This is a genomic window from Bacillus sp. GMs2/2, assembly GCF_050172095.1.
GTDB classification, from domain to species: Bacteria; Bacillota; Bacilli; order Bacillales; family Bacillaceae_G; genus Bacillus_A; species Bacillus_A cereus.
On record NZ_JBNLYE010000492.1, the window covers coordinates 1 to 2,435 of the forward strand.

Below are 2,435 nucleotides of genomic sequence, written 5' to 3' on the forward strand. Positions count from 1 at the left end.
AAATTATGATAGATTTAGCAGATCCTGTGTTTACAAAAATAATTCGCTCTCGGCAGAATGACAAGAATGGATTGAAGCTTACTGTGTACGTAAGAGAAAAAGGGCAGAAGGTGGATTTAACAGGATATGCGGTTAAATATGAAGCGACAAATCATACAGGAGTATTCATTCGAGATGATGCTCAAATAGTTGATGCAAAGAATGGTGTATTTTCATATACATTTACATCTCAAGCTGTTTCTACATCGGATGATTGGACAGCTTATTTTGTGATGGAAAAAAGTACAGAACGAATGAGTACGCCGGATATTCGGATTACATTAAGACGGGATGTAAAAGAAGGTAATATTAAAATCGAAAACTATATTTCTGAGTTTGAGATTATTAAGAAAACGTTGGACGAGTTACAACAGAAATTAAATGCTATGGATGTTGTTAAGAAAAGCGGAGACACCATGACAGGATTCCTAGAGTTTAACGTATCTAATGGAGAGAAAGTTATTAGAGGTAAAGATGGAACAAATAACTTAGCAGGTTTAGCTTTTTCAAAAGGTTATATGACATTATATGATTGGAAAAACAGTGAACTGATTTTCAACTATGATATGGTTAATAAGCGAGTTAACTGGCAAGCAGAATCTAACTTATTAAAGAAAACAGGAGATGTCGTCACAGGAACATTAAGATTTGCTCATGCGTTTTCTCAGATTCTCCAGTCGGATTCTGGGAAGAAATCATGGGTGATCCATCGTCCAGACAGCAACTCAATATTATTCGCTCCAGAGACAGCCTCTAACAGTGGAGCATGGGAATGGTCAAAAGCGGTTGAATTTCGAGATGATGGGACAATTCATCAAGCAACAGATACTGGATGGATTAAGCTTGCTACAACTGGGGTAGATAATGTTGCTAACAGAGATATGAAATACAAGAGAAGTGGTGAAAACATTAGTGTAATTGGTTCAGTTCGAAATCCTCAAAATGAGGCAGTATTCGCTACACTACCAGTTGGATTTAGACCCGTACAGCACATTGCTTTTCCAGCGCTGGCATATGGATATACACCTGCGGCTTGTGAAGTTACAATCAAACCTGATGGTGGGATTTTCGTGAATGGTGTTCCAAGCGGAAGTACTGTTCATATTGCAATGAACTTTTTAATTTAGATATTACAGATTAAGCGTGCATAAGCAGGCTTTTTTATTTTGTATAAAATAGGGCTTTGATTCAATTCATCAATCAAGAGGAGTGATTTCGCTTCTCTTTTTATTTTGAGGAGATGATCAGTGTGAAGCGAATAGTAGACCAAGTAATTTATGAAAAGCATGTTAGCCAAGAAAATAAAAACCTAGTCAAAGATTTTCTCATTGAAAAGAAAGCGCAAGGGAAAGCGGTAAGCACTTTACAGCAATACAATTGGGATTTGCGAATTATTTTGTTTCTAATACATCAACACTTTGAAAATAAAAATCTGGTTGAATTAACACGTAAAGACATTCGAAACTTATCTATTATTTTTCAAGAGATGGGAATGTCTAATGCACGTGTAAATGGATTGATGAGCGCTTTACGTTCAACACTTGAGTTTTGTGCAGATGATGATGACTATGATTATGAATTTAATGTAGGTTCACGGGTACGTGGTTTACCTAAGGACCCGATTAGAGAAATTACATTTATTACTGAGGATCAGATTAATTGGTTAATCGATGAATTACTTGAGCAAGAAAAATATATGTTAGCAACGTATTTAGCACTTTCTTATTACAGTGCAGCTAGAAAGAATGAGGTATACCAGGTTCAAAAAGAAGGGCTGGCAGAACAATATTATACAAATGTGGTACGAGGAAAACGCGGTAAAAAGTTTAGACTATATTACAATCACCGGGTGCAGAAATGCATTCGTTTATATATAAATCAGCGAGGTAAGGATACTATTCCAGATTTGTTTGTGCGTGTGTATAAGAATGGTGAGAGAAAAAGATTGAACAAGAGTGTATTTAATTATTGGTGCGACATATTTGCTAAGATGCTGAACGAAAAGGAAGGGAAGGAATTTAAAATGAATCCTCACTGTTTCCGTCATAGTAGATTAGATAATTTAAAAGTTCAAGGAGTACCGCTTGAGAAATTAAAATCACTCGCTAATCATTCTGATATTTCCACAACTGAATCTTATTTGAAAGATAGAAGTGAGGAAGATATTGCAGAAATATTTGGAATGGACCCAAGTTATTTTGCAGCTTAAAAAGGAGAGGAAAAGATGGATCGCATTGATGTATTATTGAAAGCATTTATAGCTACGTTTGGTGGCTTCTGTGGGTATTTCTTGGGAGGATGGGATGCAACATTGAAAATCTTAGTGACGATGGCAGTTATTGATTATTTAACTGGCATGATTGCAGCAGGATATAACGGAGAATTAAAAAGTAAAG

At 35.8% G+C, this 2,435-nt stretch carries 3 protein-coding genes; all 3 read left to right on the forward strand.

The window, feature by feature from the left end; genetic code table 11:
- Positions 1-2: 2 nt before the first annotated feature.
- Positions 3-1,166: a BppU family phage baseplate upper protein gene (locus tag ACQGS6_RS26495; RefSeq protein WP_426965873.1), complete on the forward strand. Its 1,164-nt coding sequence runs from the start codon at positions 3-5 to the stop codon at positions 1,164-1,166.
- 122 nt (positions 1,167-1,288) lie between these two features.
- Positions 1,289-2,248 carry a tyrosine-type recombinase/integrase gene (locus ACQGS6_RS26500; RefSeq protein WP_426965874.1) on the forward strand — a complete coding sequence of 320 codons (960 nt, stop codon included), beginning with the start codon at positions 1,289-1,291 and terminating at the stop codon, positions 2,246-2,248.
- A gap of 15 nt (positions 2,249-2,263) precedes the next feature.
- The coding region (locus ACQGS6_RS26505) for a phage holin family protein (RefSeq protein ID WP_426965875.1) at positions 2,264-2,435 on the forward strand (172 nt) is incomplete at its 3' end.